The sequence below is a fragment of the Chryseobacterium soldanellicola genome (assembly GCF_900100115.1).
GTDB classification, from domain to species: Bacteria; Bacteroidota; Bacteroidia; order Flavobacteriales; family Weeksellaceae; genus Chryseobacterium; species Chryseobacterium soldanellicola.
The window spans coordinates 1-5,675 of record NZ_FNKL01000006.1 but is presented as its reverse complement, the minus strand read 5'-3'; the positions used below and the strand labels follow the sequence as shown (position 1 = coordinate 5,675).

The following is a 5,675-nucleotide window of genomic DNA, read 5'->3' as shown; positions in this document are numbered from 1 at the left end:
AAAGGGTGTACTTTTGCCGCACTGAAAACGTAAAGAGTTCGGTAGCGCAGGAGAGCTTTTAGATAAGCGTTATTATTAGAAACTACTATAAAGAGACGGGCGAAAAAAACTTTAAATTTTATCAGATAAAATTTGTGAGTAATAAAAAAGTTTGTATCTTTGCAGTCCGGTAAAACGGGAGCGCAGGAGTAGATGATTTAAGTGATGAATAGGGGGATTAAGGTTACTAGAAAAACTTTAAAATTTCTTCGAGAAACATTTGGTCATAAAGAAAATAATAATTACTTTTGCACACGCAAATACGGGAGTGAAACTGACAGATAAGTAGCCCTGTAAAAAAGCGGAAGAAAAGAGATCATTGAAAAATAGATATAACAACCAAGTAAGGAAAAACTAAAGCGTCAAATAACTTTGAGTGAGTCAAGAACAAACATACAATGGAGAGTTTGATCCTGGCTCAGGATGAACGCTAGCGGGAGGCCTAACACATGCAAGCCGAGCGGTAGAAGTCCTTCGGGACTTTGAGAGCGGCGCACGGGTGCGGAACACGTGTGCAACCTACCTTTATCAGGGGGATAGCCTTTCGAAAGGAAGATTAATACCCCATAATATAATTGATGGCATCATTAATTATTGAAAACTCCGGTGGATAGAGATGGGCACGCGCAAGATTAGATAGTTGGTGAGGTAACGGCTCACCAAGTCAATGATCTTTAGGGGGCCTGAGAGGGTGATCCCCCACACTGGTACTGAGACACGGACCAGACTCCTACGGGAGGCAGCAGTGAGGAATATTGGACAATGGGTGAGAGCCTGATCCAGCCATCCCGCGTGAAGGACGACGGCCCTATGGGTTGTAAACTTCTTTTGTATAGGGATAAACCTTTCCACGTGTGGAAAGCTGAAGGTACTATACGAATAAGCACCGGCTAACTCCGTGCCAGCAGCCGCGGTAATACGGAGGGTGCAAGCGTTATCCGGATTTATTGGGTTTAAAGGGTCCGTAGGCGGACTCGTAAGTCAGTGGTGAAATCTCATAGCTTAACTATGAAACTGCCATTGATACTGCGGGTCTTGAGTAAAGTAGAAGTGGCTGGAATAAGTAGTGTAGCGGTGAAATGCATAGATATTACTTAGAACACCAATTGCGAAGGCAGGTCACTATGTTTTAACTGACGCTGATGGACGAAAGCGTGGGGAGCGAACAGGATTAGATACCCTGGTAGTCCACGCCGTAAACGATGCTAACTCGTTTTTGGGTTTTCGGATTCAGAGACTAAGCGAAAGTGATAAGTTAGCCACCTGGGGAGTACGTTCGCAAGAATGAAACTCAAAGGAATTGACGGGGGCCCGCACAAGCGGTGGATTATGTGGTTTAATTCGATGATACGCGAGGAACCTTACCAAGGCTTAAATGGGAATTGACAGGCTTAGAAATAGGCTTTTCTTCGGACAATTTTCAAGGTGCTGCATGGTTGTCGTCAGCTCGTGCCGTGAGGTGTTAGGTTAAGTCCTGCAACGAGCGCAACCCCTGTCACTAGTTGCTAGCATTAAGTTGAGGACTCTAGTGAGACTGCCTACGCAAGTAGAGAGGAAGGTGGGGATGACGTCAAATCATCACGGCCCTTACGCCTTGGGCCACACACGTAATACAATGGCCAGTACAGAGGGCAGCTACCAGGCGACTGGATGCAAATCTCGAAAGCTGGTCTCAGTTCGGATTGGAGTCTGCAACTCGACTCTATGAAGCTGGAATCGCTAGTAATCGCGCATCAGCCATGGCGCGGTGAATACGTTCCCGGGCCTTGTACACACCGCCCGTCAAGCCATGGAAGTCTGGGGTACCTGAAGTCGGTGACCGTAACAGGAGCTGCCTAGGGTAAAACAGGTAACTAGGGCTAAGTCGTAACAAGGTAGCCGTACCGGAAGGTGCGGCTGGAACATCTCATTTTAGAGCGTCTTAAGACGATAAACAAATAAGGTACTTCAATGTACCATGCACTTACTTAAAGAGAGGCTTTAGTTTTTTATTTGGTTGATTATATAATATAAAAGATAGATGATAAAGCATAAACGATACAAGATAGAGTTATCTATATGGTATCAATTATCAACATCATTTATCAAATATAAAACAAAACCCACTAGAAATTAGTATCAGAGGGAGAGAGAGACAAGAGGATAGAGAAAAGAAGAAAGATATAGACGTTAGCGTCTTGGTTCTTGGTTCTTTTATCTTTAAGTCTAATGAAGTCTCGTAGCTCAGCTGGTTAGAGCGCTACACTGATAATGTAGAGGTCGGCAGTTCGAGCCTGCCCGAGACTACTAATTGAAGGGATTAAAGTATTAAAAAATTGAAAGATTAAAATATTAGCGGATGTTAATTTTTAATTATTGAATCTTTTAATCATTTAATCTTACCTAGAGGGGGAATTAGCTCAGCTGGCTAGAGCGCCTGCCTTGCACGCAGGAGGTCAAGGGTTCGACTCCCTTATTCTCCACAGTTTTGGAAGACTGGTTTAAAAGTTACGATTGGAGCCAAAAACAACAATTGTTCATCAGTTTGAAGAAAAGACATTAAGATCATTGACATTAACGGTAAAGACATCACAAAGAGAAAACCGAGCACTTATAAGTGCTTGAGTAACCTAAAAATAGGAAAGAAATCGTTAAGGGCGTATGGCGGATGCCTAGGCTTTCAGAGGCGAAGAAGGACGTGGTAAGCTGCGAAAAGCTCGGGGGATTGGCACACACGAATTGATCCCGAGATGTCCGAATGGGGCAACCCGTCTGGTTGAAGACCAGTCACTCTAAATTTATTTAGAGAGCAAACCCGGAGAACTGAAACATCTAAGTACCCGGAGGAAAAGAAATCGAAGAGATTCCGTAAGTAGTGGCGAGCGAAAGCGGATTAGCCCAAAAGTCTTTATATATTTAATAGAATGTTCTGGAAAGAACAGCCATAGAGGGTGATAGCCCCGTATATGAAAGGTATATTTGGATGATAAATGAGTAGGGCGGGACACGTGAAATCCTGTCTGAATATGGGGGGACCATCCTCCAAGGCTAAATACTCCTGAAAGACCGATAGTGAACAAGTACTGTGAAGGAAAGGTGAAAAGCACTTCGAATAGAAGGGTGAAATAGAACCTGAAACCGTACGCCTACAAGCGGTCGGAGCCCACAAGTTGGGTGACGGCGTGCCTTTTGCATAATGAGCCTACGAGTTAATTTTACTAGCGAGGTTAAGGACTTCAGGTCCGGAGCCGGAGCGAAAGCGAGTCTGAATAGGGCGTATAGTTAGTAGGATTAGACGCGAAACCTTGTGATCTACCCATGGGCAGGTTGAAGCTCTGGTAACACAGAGTGGAGGACCGAACCGGTTGACGTTGAAAAGTCTTCGGATGACCTGTGGGTAGGGGTGAAAGGCCAATCAAACTGGGAGATAGCTCGTACTCTCCGAAATGCATTTAGGTGCAGCGTCGCAAATGAGTTTATTAGAGGTAGAGCTACTGATTGGATGCGGGGGTTTCATCGCCTACCAATTCCTGACAAACTCCGAATGCTAATAAATGTTCTGCGGCAGTGAGGGCATGGGTGCTAAGGTCCATGTCCGAGAGGGAAAGAACCCAGACCAACAGCTAAGGTCCCCAAATATATGCTAAGTTGAAGCAACGCGGTTGAACTGCATTGACAGCTAGGATGTTGGCTTGGAAGCAGCCATTCATTTAAAGAGTGCGTAACAGCTCACTAGTCGAGCGGTTCGGCATGGATAATAATCGGGCATAAGCATATTACCGAAGCTATGGATTTATAATTAATTATATCTGGTAGGAGAGCATTCTGTTTGCACCGAAGCAGTATCGTGAGATATTGTGGAGCGTACAGAAAAGAAAATGTAGGCATAAGTAACGATAAAGGGGGCGAGAAACCCCCTCACCGAAAGACTAAGGTTTCCTCAGCCATGCTAATCAGCTGAGGGTTAGTCGGGACCTAACGCGAACCCGAAAGGGGTAGTGGATGGACAATGGGTTAATATTCCCATACTTGCTCACACTAAAAAGGGGACGGTTCGACGTAGCTATTGAAGACGGACGGAAGTGTCAAGGCCTAGCCTTCGGGCGAAGCTGCTATAGTGAAATCGGATCCAAGAAAAGCCGAAGTGAAGCAACCCGTACCAAAACCGACACAGGTGGTCGAGGAGAGAATCCTAAGGTGCTCGAGTGAGTCGTGGCTAAGGAACTAGGCAAAATAGTCTCGTAACTTCGGAAGAAGAGACGCCAGCAGCAATGCTGGCCGCAGTGAAGAGGCCCAGGCGACTGTTTATCAAAAACACAGGACTCTGCTAAATCGAAAGATGCTGTATAGGGTCTGACACCTGCCCGGTGCTGGAAGGTTAAGGAAGGGCGTTAGGGTAACCGAAGCGTTTGACTGAAGCCCCAGTAAACGGCGGCCGTAACTATAACGGTCCTAAGGTAGCGAAATTCCTTGTCGGGTAAGTTCCGACCTGCACGAATGGTGTAACGATCTGGGCACTGTCTCAGCCACGAGCTCGGTGAAATTGTAGTATCGGTGAAGATGCCGATTACCCGCAATGGGACGAAAAGACCCTGTGAACCTTTACTATAACTTCGTATTGACTTTGAGTAAGTAATGTGTAGGATAGGTGGGAGACTTTGAAGCCGGCACGCTAGTGTTGGTGGAGTCAACGTTGAAATACCACCCTTTACTTACTTGGAGCCTAACTTCTTTTAGAAGGACATTGCGTGGTGGGTAGTTTGACTGGGGTGGTCGCCTCCAAAAGAGTAACGGAGGCTTTCAAAGGTACCCTCAGCACGCTTGGTAACCGTGCGTAGAGTGTAATGGCATAAGGGTGCTTGACTGTGAGACCTACAAGTCGATCAGGTGCGAAAGCAGGACATAGTGATCCGGTGGTTCCGTATGGAAGGGCCATCGCTCATAGGATAAAAGGTACTCCGGGGATAACAGGCTAGTCTCCCCCAAGAGCTCACATCGACGGGGAGGTTCGGCACCTCGATGTCGGCTCGTCACATCCTGGGGCTGGAGAAGGTCCCAAGGGTTGGGCTGTTCGCCCATTAAAGTGGCACGCGAGCTGGGTTCAGAACGTCGTGAGACAGTTCGGTCTCTATCTATTGCGGGCGTTAGATGTTTGAGAGGGCTTGATTCTAGTACGAGAGGACCGAATTGAACAAACCTCTGGTGTATCAGTTGTACCGCCAGGTGCACCGCTGAGTAGCTACGTTTGGAAGAGATAAGCACTGAAAGCATATAAGTGCGAAACTCGCCTCAAGATGAGACATCTTTTAAGGGTCGTTGGAGATGACAACGTTGATAGGCTACAGGTGTAAAGTTGGTAACAGCATAGCCGAGTAGTACTAATTACCCGTAGATTTATTGCCTATTGGTTATAATTAAACAAGCCTTGTAAGTGCACCTAAGGTTTTGTCTTTGTGAAAGTTTTTATCGATTATCTTTTAGTATTAAGAAATTAAAAGATTTAGAAATTTAGAGATTACGATCTCTGAATCTCCTAATCTCTGAATATTTTAATCTAAATCATATATACCTTATTTAGGGTGGTTTTAGCGGTGGGGCTCACCTGTTCCCATTCCGAACACAGAAGTTAAGCCCACCAGCGCCGATGGTACTGCGAA

The 5,675-nt window shown here is 45.7% G+C and carries 2 tRNA genes and 3 rRNA genes; all 5 read left to right on the top strand.

Going from position 1 to position 5,675, the window contains the following annotated elements:
• The first annotated feature begins 434 nt into the window (after window positions 1-434).
• Window positions 435-1,951 (top strand): 16S ribosomal RNA (locus BLT04_RS18690).
• 300 nt (window positions 1,952-2,251) lie between these two features.
• Window positions 2,252-2,325 (top strand) — tRNA-Ile (locus BLT04_RS18685).
• Window positions 2,326-2,427: 102 nt separating this feature from the next.
• Window positions 2,428-2,501, top strand: a tRNA-Ala gene (locus BLT04_RS18680).
• A 158-nt stretch (window positions 2,502-2,659) separates the two neighbouring features.
• A 23S ribosomal RNA gene (locus BLT04_RS18675) occupies window positions 2,660-5,420 on the top strand.
• Window positions 5,421-5,593: 173 nt separating this feature from the next.
• Window positions 5,594-5,675, top strand: a 5S ribosomal RNA gene (gene rrf, locus BLT04_RS18670); the annotation flags it as partial.